The sequence below is a fragment of the Methanosarcina baikalica genome, assembly GCF_031461075.1.
Classification (GTDB): domain Archaea; phylum Halobacteriota; class Methanosarcinia; order Methanosarcinales; family Methanosarcinaceae; genus Methanosarcina; species Methanosarcina baikalica.
This window is the reverse complement of sequence record NZ_JAVKPK010000076.1, coordinates 1-16,057: the sequence shown is the minus strand read 5'-3', so window position 1 is coordinate 16,057 and position 16,057 is coordinate 1. Positions and strand designations below refer to the sequence as shown.

Below are 16,057 nucleotides of genomic sequence, written 5' to 3'. Positions count from 1 at the left end.
TTATTTTTCACTGAATTTTCATCACAGAATTATAAGTCCATCTACATAACCCAAAGAATATTTAGCGCTCTGCAGAAATTTCTGAAAAAAATGTAAAATGCAATCAAAATCACAGAAGTTTATGAGTGCATATCCTGGACAGATCCCGGAAAGAAGCTGCTCTGAAAAGCTTTCAAAGCCAGCTTATAAAATTTACGATTTTATCCTGACGCAGGGGATGAAATAACATCCTCATTACCTTTCATTTTTTGACAAATTGCTTCAACTAAAAGGTATTATAATGCCGTTTTTCAGAATATCATTCCTTTTTGTAACAATTTTTCATAAAGATCGATAATGCTGATTGTTATAAAGTTTGGACCGAAACGTTATATGCCTGGACTTCTTATTTTTTTTGGTGATACTATGAAAACCTGGAAAGTGTTCATTTTATGCGTTATTATAGGATTGATGGCTGTTCCTGCAGTTTCCGCCAAAGACGAATATGCGGTAAACTTCGACAAGGAAGATATTTTAGATTCTGCTGGAAAAGATTACATTGTTAGCCCCTGCACAGAAAACTCTTTCGATATGGTGAATTCCATTCGTTCGCAACTATCAACCCAGTACATAATTCAGGGGCAGACTATAACTCACAATGTAAACGTAGGCTCAGGCGTGAATTATCTTGAAGTGGATTTGAACTGGGGAGATACCAGTGATTCCCTAACTCTTAGCGTTTACACTCCCTCAGGAAGCAAACTCGGAACATACTATGATAATTCTGATGGAAGTGTAAATGGTAGGATACGCATCAATATAGACCCCTCTCAGGGATATGTGGACCAAGGAACCTGGAAGTTCAAAGTTTATGGGGAATCAGTCAGTGGATCTGAAAGCTATACGTTTAATGCTGCACTGCATTAATTATAGGAGACTATGTCTCCTTTTTTTTATATATTCATTTTTAATAATAGCAGCCGGAGCTACGGAATATATCGTAAGCCCAGCACCAGGTGATGAATTTGGAGTATCCGTAGCTGGAGAAGATGTGCAGATTGTAGAAGATACTGTAATACCTTACTGGCAGTTCCTACTTTGGCTGGCTGCGATGCACATCTTATCCGTACTAGATATACTGCTGTACCTTACAAAGCTTATTTTCGTAATACTCGGATTCAAAATTGCAGGGGACGCAAATGGACCCGATAATTCCAGTCAATCTAAAGTTTATGCCTATATTAAAACTATACCTGGAACATATACTAGTGAGATTGCAAAAAAGTTAAATCTGGATAGGGGAGCAGTCAAATACCATATAAAAAATCTTAAAGCTCAAAGCAAAATCGAAGCCTTTAAAGATGGGGAAAAAATACGGTATTTCGAAAACAATTTCAGCTATGATAACGAAGAAAAAAGAATCATCTCTGTTCTTCAAAACATAACAAGTAAAAGAATAGTCTCAGAAATTCAAAATAATAAGTGTACTACAAATGCAACTCTTGCACAGGAAATTGGAGTTTCGAGGGCTACTATTAGCTGGTATATTAGAAACCTTAAAGACATAGGGATAGTACAGGAAACAAAAAAAGGAAGAAATATAATTTATAGAGTAAATTCTTCTTATGAAAACTTAATTGAAAAACACAAGTAGAGCTAATCCCAAAACTCAAAATTTCTTCTCTGAATCCAGTATTCCGAATAATTAATTGAGGTTCTAATCAAGGAAAATAGTTTTGAAGCTTTACTGATTTGAGAATAAAATTGGTTTTGGGATCAGTTCATAGAATAACCTGGATTACTTTTAAGATATTGGTTATTAAAAGCTGTTAAAGAAGTCTACTCCAATTCCACAACAATTTCTTTAGTTCAGGTGTCCTCTACAATATTATTTTCTTGAAATTCTTGATTTATTCGTGGTATTACTGCTCCTGATGTTATGCATTAACTAATTCCCACGAAATGGGCCTGTCTCCAAACCAATTTCTATTCCCATAATCTAAAGAGTTTTAGAATTACTTTCCTTTCAGAAGCTCATTTGACTATCTCAAAAATGAGCGTCAAAGAAGTAGATTTTGAGTTTTAGGATCAGCAAATAACAAAAATAAGTTAGCGCAATTTCCTTTAAATTTCAAATTCGTATCCAAATTTAGAAAGTAATCTTACAATCTTAAAAATAATTCATTCTGGTGAAATGCCAGAATGAAAAATGATACACATCTATGATGCTTAATCTAAAGTTGTCTTCATGGACATTTTCTTTAGTAGGTTATGTCCTTTTTCAAAAATGCGAGCACTGAGCCTATAAGCAAAATGAAGGGTAGCACGAAAAGGTATGCCAGATTGGGCCAGAACTCCCATGCCCAGGCTCCAAGTGTATAACGAGTATCAAATATTCCTCCTATTCCAGAAGTAAGTCCTGTGTCAGCATCTTTGGTTCCTATAGCAGTAACAGCAAAATGATAATCAGGTAAGAAATTCTTGAATATCTGAGTCTGGTCATTTGCTGTATTGAGATCTTCAGAAAAAGCATAACTTACAATAAATATTAGTTTGGCAAGCAATATCGTTATGATAAGCCATAAAATAAGGTTGAACAGAAAGGAATTATTTGATTTTTTTGCTATTGTTGAAATCATTATAGAAATTGCAAGAAAGATTAAAGAATAAAAAGAAGTGAGGAATATAAACATCTCAATTCTTGCGATTTGCTGCATCGTAACCGGAATTCCTGAAATTATTAGCATGACTCCGGTTGCTAAATTGACAGAGAAGAAGAGTACCAATAGAATACATAACCCCGATCCCAGGATTTTGCCAAGAATTATATTATCTCTGAATACAGGATGAGTCAATAAAACATTCATAGAACTGGATTTTATTTCTCTGACAATTGCATCAAAACCCAGTACTATACCCATAACTGGTGCAAAACGACCAACAACCTCTGCTACCCCTTCAAACCCTCTCATCAAATCAGGACTGCCAAGAACATTTAAAGTATATTCGACTTCTGTCCCTAATACATATGAATAGGCAAGGATAACAAGCGTAAAAGTAGCTGTAAATGAAAGAAATACAGGACTTTTTAGATGGTCAGCAAACTCCTTTTGGGCTATGACTTTAATGTTGGAGATATTTTCCACAATATTTCCTCCTTAAATATCGTCTCTCAAAAATGAAATGTATGAAGCTGCAAGAAAGACAACCGGCAGAATTAACAAGATTATTACATTTTGCCAGTAATAGCCAATAAGGTAAGATATCGAATATTTAGTATCCATAAACCCATACACATCTGTCTGAATATGAAACCCTCCATAATAACTCAAATCCAGATCTCCAATTGTCACCTCAGCAAAGTGATGCAATGGCGAGATGTTATAAAATGAGGAAGCTGTCGAAGCAAACTCTTTCGTCATATCAAACAGTGTTTGACCCGATGCGAAAGATGAAAGCATAATAATAGTGGGGCCGAGGGCAAAGCACATGTTGATCCAGACCAGAGCTCCGAACGTGAGGGACTCAATTTCTGTTTTACACCGGACTGAAGCAAAAAGCCCAAAAGCTGCAAAAGTTAGTAAATAAAGGAAAGTAAATATCCCGAAAATTAGCAGACGTATGAGGGAATCAAGATCAGCAACTTTCCCAGAAATCAGGAAATCCGATGCTTCAATTATTGTCAGGGATGAAAATACTACAAGTGCAAGAGTTATTGAAATTCCCAGAAATTTGCCTGTTATAATATTATCTCTGAAAACTGGATGGGTCAATAAAACATTCAGGCTTTTGCTATTTTTTTCTTTAATTATCCCATCATATCCGAGAGCTATACCTGCCAGTGGAAAGAAGACACCAATCACTTGGACAACGTCCCAAAAATCATTTGTACGGCTTTGTAGATATATGAATAGGGTACTCATAAATATAGCCAGAAGTATAAAAAAACTTGGTTCATACAGTTTGTCTGAAAATTCTTTTTGTGCCAGTGTTAAAACGCAGTTTTTATTCACGATATCATAACTCCTTGCTTTTATGCAGCAACCAGATACTCATTATGCAAACAAACAATTGCAAAAACATAAAAGAAGGAGATTGGTTACTTGCCTCCTTACTCTTAGAAACCTGCGATGTATTTTTAGAATCTGGTTCACTGATCTGGACTTTATTAACGGTGCCAGATCCTTCGCTCTTGATAATTTCCTTTACAGGCAAATTCTTCCAGATTGACGAAGAGTTTTCAGAATTCACTCTAACTATAGAGCTATCCCCATAATCCCATCCAGGATCTGTATATGTAGCGAATCCAGTAGTGAATTGCTTTCCATCGGGACTCCAGCTTATGCATGTATCAAATCTTCCCTTTACTGCAGGTGTTACCTGAGTGAGATTCGAGCCATCTGAATTAATGATGAACAAAGGAGCAGCGATATCAAATTTATAAATGTCATTGTTTTCAATCATTCTTCCAGTGACTGAGTCAAAAGCAGACATAAAAGCTATGAGGTTTCCGGATGGGCTTATTGAAAAATGCTGACCTTTGTCGAAATATCTCCATAAGTAAGAGTAAGTAGGGCCGAAACTGGTGATAAAGGACAGATTGGTTCCATCAACATCTATTGAATACAGTTTGTTTCCGTTTTCAACAAACAGTATTTTCTTCCCATCAGGGAACCATTGGGGTTCACTGGCATTGCCTTCATACAAAAGACGCTTGTTATTTTCATCTCCTTCTACAATATACAAATTTCTATTCTGATTTACCAGCAAAAGCGAACCTTTTGGTTGCCAGGACTCGTTTACCCAGAGATCTTCATTGTAAGAAATATTTCCTTTTAAATTTGAACCATCAATCTCACATATATATGTCTGTAAATTGTAGCTACCTGGTGACCCTGAAGCGAAAATTATTTTTTTTCTGTCAGGGCTAAGCAAAAAAGCGCAATATTGTTCACCTTCGTTCTTCGGCTGGAATGTTTGAATCAAATCACCGCTCTCATTAATAAGCTCTACAGTCCCTTCATCTTTAACAATAAAGATTTTGTTAAAATCGTAAAAGACAGGTTTCGGATATGTAGCTGAAGGAAGCTCATGGGCATTTGTACCATTTCCGCCTACTATATAGACCCCAGGAGAGTGATTTCCGGGTTTTTCCCATTCAAATACGATTTTACTGGAATCAAGGTTCCAGTTGGGATTTCTCTGAAAACCAATATTCCCAACATTTTTCATTACGGCTGAAAGATCGGTATAATCGGTCCCTACACACTTCAAATTCGTACCATCAGGATTGCAAATAACGAAACAATAACCAGAACCTGTTCGGTCAACCTTTGAAACTTCAAAATAGATCTTGTTTCCAGATGGGATCCATTTTGCATCTAATATGCCATTGGTATCTGATTCATTAATCCCATAATTGATTTCCCCAAAAGTATGAGAATTCGTGTCCAATAGATAATGTTTAACAATGTTCTTTGAAGGAGGAACAAATTTTGAACAGGTTACAAGTAGATGTTGTCCATTGGGACTCCATGCTGTTGAAGTTGTTGTAAATCCTTTTTCTAGCTGGAGGATTTTGTCAAGCGATGTAACGCTAATGTTTGAATCTTCGGATGCTGGATTAGCAGATGCTATGTTTGTAGCAACTAATAAAAAAAGTATAAGTATCATAATATATTTTAACATTATGAATTCCCCTCCAAATTTAGAAATTTATTCTATAATCTCTAAAAAAGTTAACCATTCTGGTGCGAATACCAGAATGGAAATTTCTCTTATTATTCTCAATACCTCCGTACAGTAAAGGTATAATCTCCAAGGCCAGCTGGAGTCATAGTAACGTATACTGGGGCTACATCCAGATGAGTGTCAGGACAGGCATTATTACCTTGCTGTACACGCTGCATAAAGGAATGTCCACTGTTGCCTTCGTACATCTGAGCTACTCCACCACGTGAAAGTGAAGTTGGGTCTAAGTACAACATAACCTCTACGTCACAAGCAGCATTAGTTTCACGCCAATAATCTGCAGTATCACCTGAGCTTAAAGATCCACTAACAGAGTTGTACCCAGGACCTAAGTTGAAAAGAGCTGCTCTTGCCCATGTATTTCCTGCTTCAGGATTTTCTTGATTTGCTGCCGCAACACCCACAAGCATAACACATGCTATGAGTGCTATCATTAAACTAGCTTTTATGTTCATTTTATCTAACACCTCTCAAGAATTCCTTATTGAGAGGTAAAATCCGCAAGTATTAAGTAATCATAAAACTATGCAGATTTACCTCTTTTAGGGGCTGGAGTTCAATCGCTTTTTTCGCATCCGGTTGGACTCCATAAATTTCTACTTTTTCACATTGATATAAATCTTATGTCCAAAGTCTCTAACAATTCACACATTAGTCAATATTATAAAAAAATTAATCTTAATTTGAGCTTCTTTTCATAATTGTTAGAGACTTTGGACACAAAACATTTAAACAAGACCATATTTTCTATAAAACGATAGATATTTTTCAGGATGAAGTAGAGTTTTGGGAATCGTGGCTAACCCATGAGTTACGAAAAAGTCATGACTTAAAGTAGCTAAATCTTGCAGTCCCGCTTACAGCTCTTCCAAGTTTTCCTGATCGTTACGTGTACGATGTTTTTGAGGAAAGATATAAATGCCTGAAAATGAAGCGAAATTCCTCCTTGTGTTATTCATGCTGTTTATTCTAATTCCCTTTCCTGCAGGAGCTGATTTTGCCCAGGTTACAGTAGGAAACGATGTCAGCGGGAAGGTTGCAAGACCTGGAGACCTGGTGGAGTTCAGCTTTACTGTAGAAAAGGGATACAATACTTCAGAGAGTACATCGGTTACTTTTTTCGTAGAGAAAGTACCCGAAAACTGGACTGCAGGTATCTATGCAAACGGCAATCAGGTAAGCCAAATTACTCTACCAGAAGAAGCCGATGAAAGGGAATTGACTCTTAAAGTAAGAGTTCCTGAAAATGCAAAAGACGAGGAATACCCTATAAAAATAGGTCTGAGACCTTATGGAGAAAGTATCAGAAATTATGACAAGATTTATCAGGAATTTACAGTAACAGTTGACAGGAATGCAATGCCTAACCTGGAGATTTATTCTGATATCCCTGGAAAAAAGACCCATCCGGGAATTCCTGTCAGTTTCGGGGCTTTTGTAGAAAATAAATATGAAAGTAGAGTAAATTTTCAGATTAATCTTGTTTCAAAACCCGAAAAATGGGGAGTTGACTTGCTTTCAACTGATGGATCCAGGGTTACCAGGTTGGGAGTCCCTGGAGAAGGAAATCAGCAATTTAATGTTCTCGTAAATCCTCCGCTCAATGCGACCGAAGGAGATTATGAAATTTTAGTGGCAGCATGCCCTGAAAAAAGCAATCAGAGTGTACTCTTGCCTCTCAGTGTAACAATAAATCCCGAACTGGCAAAGAATGAGGATTTGAGTGCATACGTAGAGTTTAATTCCAGTATTGTCGGACTTGCAATTCGGCCTGAAAAAACTGCTGAGTTTGCGGTTTCCTTGAGAAGTCGGTACGATCAACCGCTTAAACTGAATCTTGAAGTTTTGAGCCAGCCTGAAGGCTGGAACACGGAATTTGTCACTGACGATGATGAAGATGAAAGGCTTTCTTCCTTTATACTTGCTGAAGGTGAAGAACAAATTTTTATTGTTAAGGTCAAGCCTTTCCAGAACGCTACAAGTGGACTTTACCCAATCACAGTTGCAGCAGTAAACGGAGACAGGACTGTTTCCAGGCAGCTTGAAGTAAATATCAATAATAATCTTGAAAATGCAGAACTGCTTAAAATAGATTCCAGCCCCAATGAATTTACATTGAATCCTGGAAGCTCCTTTGAAGTCCGGGTTAATGTTGAGAATAGAGGGAATGAACCTATGGAAGATGTTACTCTTGAAATTAACGAGGTAACCGGCATCACCAGTCAGATTCAGGGTTTCGGAACGGTAGACGAGCTGGAAGCAGGAGAGTCCAAAACCATACCTGTAGAGATTACTGCAAATGCCAATGCCGGCTCCGGTGTTAAGGAAATTTTTATCCGGGCAAAGAGTGACGACCTTGTGAGTTCTGAGAAAAGTATCAAGGTAAACGTTGAAAAATCATCAAGTAGCGGGCTCCTCGGCATAGGAATGCTGGGCTTTGCGATTCTTGTGCTTGTTTTTGTAGTACGTAAATTCGGAAGGCGGTGAACATGGAATCAATGAGCATTGAGTTAGAGCAAAATGAAATTGTACCGAAAACAGACGAATTCGCAATAGAAACCATTAATTTGAGTAAGGTTTTCGGAAAGGAGAATCAAATTCGAGCAGTAGACAACCTGAACCTGCAGGTCAGAAAAGGAGAAGTATTCGGCTTTGTTGGCCCTAATGGGGCTGGTAAGACCACGACTATGAAAATGCTTATCGGTTTACTCGAACCAAGTGAAGGAAGCGGGAAAGTTGCAGGTTTTGATATTGTCCGCGAAGTAATAAATATAAGGGTAACAACAGGTGTTCTTCCCGAACCTGCCGGTTTTTATGACAATCTCACTGCAAGGCAGAACCTGCGCTTTTATGCAAAACTCTATGATATTAAACCCGATATTCGGGAAAAACGAATCGTAAGCCTGCTTGAAACCGTAGACCTTACCCGTGCTATAGACCAGAAAACAGGCGGTTTTTCCACAGGCATGCGCAAGCGTTTCGGGCTTGCCCAGGCTCTGATCAACGAACCTTCAGTCCTTTTCCTTGATGAGCCGACAAGCGGTATCGACCCTCTGGGAGCCCAGATGATGAGGGACCTTATAAAGGATTTGAACCGGAGCAAAGGAGTGACCGTTTTTCTAAGTTCCCATTCCATGGAAGAAGTCGAGGATATCTGCGACCGCATAGCAATAATCGCAAGAGGGAAACTTCTGGCAGTCGGGTCTGTAGAGGATCTGCGGGATATCGTAAGAATAAAGGAGGGTGTGCATTATTTGCTCGAGTTTCAGGATATTCCTCTGCCTGAAGCTGCAGAAGCCGTAAAGAATGTAGAGGGTGTGCAAGCTCTTGAAATTCAGAATGGAACTCTGCATGTGCATGCGAAAATGAAGCTCCGTCCAGAAATTGCAAAAGCTGTCAAGAAGGCAGGCGGCACTGTATCCATGTTCGAAGAAGAAGAAATGAATCTGCAGAAATTGTTTCTCAAAATTATTGAAAGGGTATAAAATATGGAACTATATTTTTACTCTCTAGAAATCCTTTGAAATAACGAACTGCATTAACTTGAAATGAATAGCTTGATACATTTTTACGCATATTTACCCTATTAAGCTGATTTAGATCAGGTTTTCTATAAAATCGAAAATCACAGAAGTTTATGAGTGTATATCCTGGACAGATCCCGGAAAGAAGCTGCTCTGAAAAGCTTTCAAAGCCAGCTTATAAAATTTACGATTTTGTCCTGACGCAGGGGATGAAATAATATCCTCATTACCTTTCATTTTTTGACAAAATGCTTCAACTAAAAGGTATTCTTATGCTGTTTTTCTGAAAATCATTCCTTTTTGTAACAATTTTTCATAAAGATCGATAATGCTGATTGTTATAAAGTTTGGACCGAAACGTTATATGCCTGGACTTCTTATTTTTTTTGGTGATACTATGAAAACCTGGAAAGTGTTCATTTTATGCGTTATTATAGGATTGATGGCTGTTCCTGCAGTTTCCGCCAAAGACGAATATGCGGTAAACTTCGACAAGGAAGATATTTTAGATTCTGCTGGAAAAGATTACATTGTTAGCCCCTGCACAGAAAACTCTTTCGATATGGTGAATTCCATTCGTTCGCAACTATCAACCCAGTACATAATTCAGGGGCAGACTATAACTCACAATGTAAACGTAGGCTCAGGCGTGAATTATCTTGAAGTGGATTTGAACTGGGGAGATACCAGTGATTCCCTAACTCTTAGCGTTTACACTCCCTCAGGAAGCAAACTCGGAACATACTATGATAATTCTGATGGAAGTGTAAATGGTAGGATACGCATCAATATAGACCCCTCTCAGGGATATGTGGACCAAGGAACCTGGAAGTTCAAAGTCTATGGGGAATCAGTCAGTGGATCTGAAAGCTATACGTTTAATGCTGCACTGCATTAATTATAGGAGACTATGTCTCCTTTTTTTTATATATTCATTTTTAATAATGGCAGCCGGAGCTACGGAATATATCGTAAGCCCAGCACCAGGTGATCAATTTGGAGTGTCCATAGCTGGAGAAGATGTGCAGATTGTAGAAGATACTGTAATACCCTACTGGCAGTTCCTACTTTGGCTGGCTGCGATGCACATCTTATCCGTAATAGATATACTGCTGTATCTTGCAAAGCTTATTTTCGTAATACTCGGATTCAAAATTGCAGATAGAGGAAATGTACTTGATAATCCTAATCGATCTAGTATCTATGCGTATATCAAGACTAAACCGGGAGCCTATATTGGTGAAATTGTAGAAAAAATATGTTTAGACAGAGGAGGAGTAAGGCATCATATAACTATTCTGGAAGCTCAGAACAAAATCGAAGTCTATAAAGACGGCGGAAAGATGAGATATTTCGAAAATAATTTCACTTATGACGAAGAAGAAAAAAAAGTGATTTCTGTCCTTCAAAACATAACAAATCAAAGAATAATTTCAGAAATACAAAATGGAAAGTGTAATACAAATACAGATCTTGCATGTGAAATCGGAGTTTCCAGAGCTACTATTAGCTGGTATGTGAGAAATCTTAAAGAAATAGGACTCATAAAGGAAGCAAGAGAGGGAAAAAGTATAATTTATAGAGTAAATCCTTCTTATAAAAATTTGATAGAAAAATATGGGTAAAATAACCTTGATCCGGCCTTAAAATACTGGTTATCTAAAAGTCTCTGAAAAAGTCTACTTCAGTCTCAACACAATCTCTTTTTAATTTAGGCTATCTTTTTCTCCAATCTACGTTTTTTTAAACCTTGAACCTATGTAGTCCCAAGAATTAACTAACTTTGCCCATTTTGCGGTAAAAAGCCATCAGTGACAAAGTTGTAAAGACAAGAGATCTTGTAAAGTCCGTATTTACCTCAGAATAAAATACAATACCTCAAAGCATATAGGTTACGTTTTTCTAGTGAAAAACCTGGTTACGAGCTGTAGATCTTTAGCAATCGGTGTTAAACTGCTCGATATATAGCTTCCGGCCAATCTCTCTAACTGTTTTTTGCTAACTCATTTCAGATCTGTAAAGATTCCCTGATCTCTGATTGTTAGAGACTCTGGCCGGAAAACTTATAAAGAATTGTCTAAAACTAAGTAAGTGGGAATGTTTTGCAGGATTCAGTAAAGTTTGAGACCGATCCTGAACCCTGCATACCCGAAGGCATGAAGTATATGACTTTATAACTATTTTAAAGTTTGCTTCTTGCCTCTTGAATAAAAGTAAAGAGGTGGAATAGATTGAAATTGAATAGCAAAGTTAGACGAATTAGCGGGCTTTCTATGATAATGCTCCTTATAGGTATGATCATGGTTACGCCTGTGTTGGCATGTCCGGCTGGAACAAATTGTGGGAGTAATTTGGTTCCCGCAAACCCAATACAGCTAACAGGAGCGGATAAAGACAAAATGCTGAATACGGCTTTAAGCGATAGTAATGTCAAAAAATATCAAGAGCAATTGAAAAATGAAGGATATACACAAAATGGCAGTACAGCACTTGTTATACCAGTGGAAAATAAAAACGATAGCTCAATAATTGATATCAAATTTGCTGCAATAAGTTTCAAAAATGACAAGTCTCAAGAACCCAACAAAACTATACTATATAGCTACAATCCACAAACCAAAACAAGCACAACTGTAGTGATAAATAGTTTACTAAGCGATTGTGTTTTCAACTTATCGATTTGCTTGGGGAGTGCTGCTACTTGCGTATTAATTTGTGGTCCGCTTTTGGCACCAAATCCAGCCACGCCATTAGAGGCAAAACTTTGTTTGGCATGCCTACCAATTGGTGTCGGAGCCTGCGGACTTGCTTATACAGCATGCCACAAATACTATTATGGAAACTGACGACGGACCTGAGAAAAGTTACAGTTATGAGGAGCTGGCCAAATGAGAGTGATCATAAAAAGGAATTCAAAAAAATTCCTTTTTTTGCTTTTTTTATCAATTTTTGCCATTATAGGAGGTACTATAACAACAGTAACGACCCCAACAAAAATATCCTTAAATGGATTGTACCTTATATTGGCTGGAATTGGACTTTTTTTCCTTACGCTTTCAGCCTCTACAAAAGATCAAAAATCATTTGAACGATGGTCAATTTTTAGTGGTATTTTTTACGGTATTGCACTTCTTTGTGGTAGTTTAATTTCATTTAGATATGGCCAAACCGTAACTGCAGAGATAATTTTGCTATGCGGAGTAATTGTTATTTCATTGACGATATCTTCGATCGTTTCGGTCTTAAGGAGGGGAAAACAGCATGTATAACAATGCAAGAAAGAGGCTTGGGGTTATACTCATACTTATACTATTTGTAATCATGGCATTTGAACTTGGTTGTATTGGAAAAGCACAAACTGATTATAATCTAAAATATAATTTTCATGTAGGTGATAGACTTGTTTACAATTGTACATACATCACAAGTGATACAAATTATACAGGATATATCACAAATAATACAAATTATACAGGACCAATTCGTATTGAAATGTTAGTTACAGATTTTGATGGAAAGAATATAACCTCAAAAATGACATCAACGAAAACAACAAATGGGAACACTACTGAATCTTCATACGTCACAATTATGGACGTTTATGGAAACTTGATAAGATCAGATCCCAAAGATAAAATTATACCTGAGGTACAACCGGAACTGCCAAATCTACTAAAGTATCCAGAAAAAGAAACTCAAGAAGGTAAACCATGGACAATTGTATTCAAAAATAACATAAATGAAAATCCTTTATTAAAAGATGAATTCGAAGGTACAGGAAACTATACTTTTTTAGGTACAAAAACAATATCGACAAAAGCCGGTAAATTTGAATGTATTGGTATCAAATCAGAAACAAATTTTGTTTCAAACGCAAAAAGAGACTATAGTAATACAACCATTAATTATACAACAGTAGGCAATATCTCTGGAGAAAATTGGGTAGATTTAAATGGTGGATTCTCAGTTAAATCCAATTACATTATGGATAAAACTTTGACAATGGATTTATCTGGACTGGCCAATAATTCTGGATATCAGGACGTCGGAATTGAAAACGTTAGTATCAATAGCCCACCAATTGAAACGCATATAATTAATGAACTTGAAAGCATCCAGAAAGGATGACATAAGAACATCCAAATCAATGTGATTTTTACAAGTTTGTCCATACTTTTGTGTATGGACAATTTAATTGTTTTTCATTGGTCATCGGTTAAGGAATTTTCTTGCCTGAAGGCTATCGATTTTATGTCATAAATTGGCCTCAAATTTTAGCTTCTTTACCTAAAATCGATACCCTGTTCCAGTTCAAAGTCTATCTAAATTTTGGACACATGTTCTGGGAATAAATCCAATTTATCATGATTCCTCACTTAACCGAAGACGCATGAAGTTAAATCTCCTGCATTATTGACATACACAAGTTTGTGAAACTAAAAGGTTAGTATCAGAGATTCCCATGAAAAGCGCTTCTCATATAATAGCTGTACTTTGGAAGCTCAGAACAAAATTCCCAAAAATACCGTGGTGGTTGGATCATGAAGATAGATAGTATAGTGAAACAAGAACTATGGCGTTCAGTTGCAACATATTTCTTTTCCTTTTTGCTATTTGCCTATTTAAATCTTAAAGGATATATCTTAATAGAACCTGAGGTAATTCTTATTCTAGCCTTCGTTTTTACAGCAACACATTTCTCCTTACTTGTCTGGTATAGAAAAAGAGAACAATTGTTGAACCCATCAATTTCTTTAATAATTAATCATATTTTTGAATCAAAATCTTATGAAGAAAAAACCACAGAGCCTTACGAAAAAGAAGAAATCAGTATCTCTTCCTCGATTCGAAAACAGATACGTCTTCTGACTCTTATAATACTCCTATATATCGCTTACCTCTACGCATCTTTAGTTTACAATGTGGATCAGATATTCTGGGTTTTGTTTTTATTATTTATGGGACTCGCATTATCAAAGGTCTTATATGATGAAAGCACAGAAGAAAATCAAAAAAATCCTATGAGATTGCTGATTTTCTATGTAATTGCATGCGTTTTCATTTTTGTACGTTACTTGGTACTTGACTACCCTATTTTTCCTATTTTAAAAGGAAGTATAATTCTTGGAGCTCTACTGGTAATTCTAGTTTTGGGAATAAAATGGTCACAGCGTAAACAAAACTCGGATAACTAAATTTCCTGTTATCGGCATACACAGGCTTGTGAAACAAAAAAATTATTTACAGGGATCCCCATGAAAATCAATTTTCATATAATAGCTTTGCTTGCTGTTATTTACTTCTCTTCTATTTTTATATCAATGGCCTGCGCAGAACCCATCTCAATCCAGTATTTTCATCAAAAAGGTTGCCATGATTGTGAAATAACCGATCCTATTGTCGATCGAATAGAAACTCAATATAAAAATAATAGCATTGAAATTTTAAAAATAGAAACCAGTACTGCTGATGGTTTCAACCAATGGAACAAATATAGTTTTCTTGAAGTTCCGGCTATTGTGATAAATAATGAAACAAAGATTCCCATAGAAGAAATTACTGAAGAGAAGCTAAAAACATCAATTAACGAATATCTTTCGGAAGAAGAAAAGAATACTGAAAATTCCACAGAAAAGATACAGGAAAAAGAACAGGATAATGAATTTATAAACACAAACCTGAATTTGCCATTTGCCTATTCACTCGGTCTTTTTTCAGGTTTTTCCCTCTGCCTGATGGCTATACTGGGTTTTCTTTTAAGCTTCACTGCAGGAACAAATTACACTATCTAAAAAGTATATAGATTGTTCTTTTCTAGCGAAAAACCTGGTTACGAGCTGTAGATCTTTAGCAATCGGTGTTAAATTGCTCGATATATAGCTTCCGGCCAAAGTCTCTAACTGTTTCTTTGCTGACTCATTTCAGATCTGTAAAGATTCCCTGATCTCTGATAGTTAGAGAGGTTGGCCGGAGAACTTATAAAGAATTGTCTAAAACTAAGTAAGTGGGAATGTTCTGCAGGATTCAGTAAAGCTTGAGCCCTCCCCTGAATCCTGCGTGCCCAAAGGCAAGAAACAGATTACTTTAAAGCTATTTTAAGGTTTGTTCCTTGCTCTTAAACAAAAATAAAGAGGTGGAATAAATTGAAACTAAACAGCAAAGTTAGAAAAATCAGCGGGCTTTTCATGATGATGCTCGTTGCAAGTATGGTACTGGTTACGCCTACGATGGCGTGCCCAGCTGGAACAGACTGTCCACAAACTGGAACGCAAGATGATTCTGGTGCTAAGGTGAAGGCAACAAAACTATCAGGAGTAGATCTGAATGAGGCAAAAGCAAAGGCACTATCAGATGAAGGTGTACTAAAGCTGAGAGAAGAACTGATTAAATCGGGATATAAGCCTTCAATTGAAAATATCAGTGCAAAGAAATTCACCATGGAGAATGAGAGTGAAACCATAGCTAGCACGCTTGTAGGAATGCCATTAAGTGGCAAGGATGAAAACGACACGGCGGTTATATCATTCATCTATGATGAGCTTGGAAGTACTGCTACAGCAGTTGTGGTAAGCAATGGCATATTTACAGTACTCGGTTATGATTCTGTCAGCGGTACAGTGCAAACACTAGAAAGTTCACATTGGGATTGCATTTCCGATTGTGTTTGTGATGCAGAGCCCGCCACATGCACAATGCTACTGAGTGGTTGTTTAGGGGCTTGTGCCGGATGTATTTCAGGATGGACTCTTCCTACCTGCATTCCTTGCCTTGGTTGTCTCTATGGTTTTGAATATTGTTTTTGG

At 36.9% G+C, this 16,057-nt stretch carries 16 protein-coding genes; 12 read left to right on the top strand and 4 right to left on the bottom strand.

What is annotated here, in order from left to right; genetic code table 11:
• The first annotated feature begins 405 nt into the window (after nucleotides 1-405).
• Together RG963_RS14340 and RG963_RS14335 are read left to right on the top strand one after the other, a co-directional pair.
• Nucleotides 406-906 carry a hypothetical protein gene (locus tag RG963_RS14340; protein WP_310576959.1) on the top strand — a complete coding sequence of 167 codons (501 nt, stop codon included), beginning with the start codon at nucleotides 406-408 and terminating at the stop codon, nucleotides 904-906.
• Nucleotides 866-1,633: a winged helix-turn-helix transcriptional regulator gene (locus RG963_RS14335; protein WP_310576966.1), complete on the top strand. Its 768-nt coding sequence runs from the start codon at nucleotides 866-868 to the stop codon at nucleotides 1,631-1,633. The genes RG963_RS14340 and RG963_RS14335 overlap by 41 nt, the downstream gene beginning before the upstream one ends.
• 607 nt (nucleotides 1,634-2,240) lie before the next feature.
• Here the strand turns inward: RG963_RS14335 and RG963_RS14330 are convergent.
• The 4 genes from RG963_RS14330 to RG963_RS14315 form a co-directional block, all read right to left on the bottom strand.
• Nucleotides 2,241-3,125: an ABC transporter permease gene (locus RG963_RS14330; RefSeq protein WP_310576965.1), complete on the bottom strand. Its 885-nt coding sequence runs from the start codon at nucleotides 3,123-3,125 to the stop codon at nucleotides 2,241-2,243.
• Nucleotides 3,126-3,137: 12 nt separating this feature from the next.
• On the bottom strand, nucleotides 3,138-3,842 hold the full coding sequence (locus tag RG963_RS14325; protein WP_310576964.1) for an ABC transporter permease: 705 nt from the start codon (nucleotides 3,840-3,842) through the stop codon (nucleotides 3,138-3,140).
• A 154-nt stretch (nucleotides 3,843-3,996) separates the two neighbouring features.
• Nucleotides 3,997-5,667, bottom strand: a complete 1,671-nt coding sequence (locus RG963_RS14320) for a hypothetical protein (protein WP_310576963.1) — start codon at nucleotides 5,665-5,667, stop codon at nucleotides 3,997-3,999.
• A gap of 98 nt (nucleotides 5,668-5,765) precedes the next feature.
• On the bottom strand, nucleotides 5,766-6,185 hold the full coding sequence (locus RG963_RS14315) for a hypothetical protein (RefSeq protein WP_310576962.1): 420 nt from the start codon (nucleotides 6,183-6,185) through the stop codon (nucleotides 5,766-5,768).
• A gap of 463 nt (nucleotides 6,186-6,648) precedes the next feature.
• Here RG963_RS14315 and RG963_RS14310 point away from each other — a divergent pair, with 463 nt between their 5' ends.
• The 10 genes from RG963_RS14310 to RG963_RS14265 form a co-directional block, all read left to right on the top strand.
• Nucleotides 6,649-8,217, top strand: a complete 1,569-nt coding sequence (locus RG963_RS14310) for a COG1470 family protein (RefSeq protein WP_310576961.1) — start codon at nucleotides 6,649-6,651, stop codon at nucleotides 8,215-8,217.
• A gap of 2 nt (nucleotides 8,218-8,219) precedes the next feature.
• Nucleotides 8,220-9,215, top strand: coding sequence for an ABC transporter ATP-binding protein (locus RG963_RS14305; protein ID WP_310576960.1), 996 nt, complete (start codon nucleotides 8,220-8,222; stop codon nucleotides 9,213-9,215).
• A gap of 436 nt (nucleotides 9,216-9,651) precedes the next feature.
• A complete protein-coding gene (locus RG963_RS14300; protein WP_310576959.1) occupies nucleotides 9,652-10,152 on the top strand; it encodes a hypothetical protein in 501 nt (166 codons plus the stop codon).
• A gap of 46 nt (nucleotides 10,153-10,198) precedes the next feature.
• Nucleotides 10,199-10,879, top strand: coding sequence for a winged helix-turn-helix transcriptional regulator (locus RG963_RS14295; protein ID WP_310576958.1), 681 nt, complete (start codon nucleotides 10,199-10,201; stop codon nucleotides 10,877-10,879).
• A 606-nt stretch (nucleotides 10,880-11,485) separates the two neighbouring features.
• Entirely contained in the window at nucleotides 11,486-12,100 is a 615-nt protein-coding gene (locus tag RG963_RS14290; RefSeq protein WP_310576957.1) for a hypothetical protein, read from the top strand.
• A gap of 42 nt (nucleotides 12,101-12,142) precedes the next feature.
• On the top strand, nucleotides 12,143-12,523 hold the full coding sequence (locus tag RG963_RS14285; protein ID WP_310576956.1) for a hypothetical protein: 381 nt from the start codon (nucleotides 12,143-12,145) through the stop codon (nucleotides 12,521-12,523).
• Nucleotides 12,516-13,382 (top strand): hypothetical protein, encoded by an 867-nt coding sequence (locus RG963_RS14280; RefSeq protein ID WP_310576955.1) that lies wholly within the window; start codon nucleotides 12,516-12,518, stop codon nucleotides 13,380-13,382. The genes RG963_RS14285 and RG963_RS14280 overlap by 8 nt, the downstream gene beginning before the upstream one ends.
• A 413-nt stretch (nucleotides 13,383-13,795) precedes the next feature.
• Nucleotides 13,796-14,449 carry a hypothetical protein gene (locus RG963_RS14275; RefSeq protein WP_310576954.1) on the top strand — a complete coding sequence of 218 codons (654 nt, stop codon included), beginning with the start codon at nucleotides 13,796-13,798 and terminating at the stop codon, nucleotides 14,447-14,449.
• 324 nt (nucleotides 14,450-14,773) lie between these two features.
• A complete protein-coding gene (locus RG963_RS14270) occupies nucleotides 14,774-15,046 on the top strand; it encodes a hypothetical protein (protein ID WP_310576953.1) in 273 nt (90 codons plus the stop codon).
• A 351-nt stretch (nucleotides 15,047-15,397) separates the two neighbouring features.
• On the top strand, nucleotides 15,398-16,057 hold a 660-nt coding region (locus tag RG963_RS14265; RefSeq protein WP_310576952.1), incomplete at its 3' end, for a hypothetical protein.